This window comes from Planktothrix tepida PCC 9214 (assembly GCF_900009145.1).
In the GTDB taxonomy this organism is placed as follows: domain Bacteria; phylum Cyanobacteriota; class Cyanobacteriia; order Cyanobacteriales; family Microcoleaceae; genus Planktothrix; species Planktothrix tepida.
Genome location: NZ_LN889858.1, coordinates 1 through 569, shown reverse-complemented (window position 1 = coordinate 569; position 569 = coordinate 1). Strand labels below are relative to the sequence as shown.

Annotated in this window: 1 protein-coding gene; it reads right to left on the bottom strand. The window is 42.0% G+C overall.

The window, feature by feature from the left end; all coding sequences use genetic code 11:
* On the bottom strand, nt 1-569 hold a 569-nt coding region (locus tag PL9214_RS29485; protein ID WP_186440515.1), incomplete at both ends, for a reverse transcriptase N-terminal domain-containing protein.

Here is a 569-nt window from a genome sequence, read left to right as displayed (position 1 = left end):
AACCATTGTCTGATTTGGGCTTTTATTATTGATGGACAATCAATTTTGGACAGTAGGTAATCATGATTAATCTGGTCGAAGCATTTTGAGATGTCAGCATCTAGGATGTAATATTCCCCTTGTTTGATGCTATGGAAGACTCGTGACATTGCGTCATGGGCAGAGCGTCCGGGTCTAAACCCGTAGCTTTCACCCTCAAATCTGGCTTCCCATTGTGGCTCTAATGCAGATTTCACCAAGGCTTGCCTTACTCTGTCGTTTATAGTTGGAATTCCTAGAGGTCTTTCCTCACCGTTGGGTTTGGGTATCCATTTCCTTCGGAGTGGTTTTGCCTTTTGGTATTTATTCAAGTTTTGGGCAAGTTCTAATCGTTGTTTGGGTGTGATGGATTTAACCCCATCTATCCCGGATGTCTTCTTGCCTTGATTATCTTGAGTTACCCTTCTAATTGCTAAGAGTTTGGCGTAATATGACTTGACTAGAAGTTTTTGGAGCTTCCGAGCTTTTGCATTTTGTCCCGATAATGATGCCTGGTAAATTCTCTTTTGCAGCTTAAATACTACCCGTTG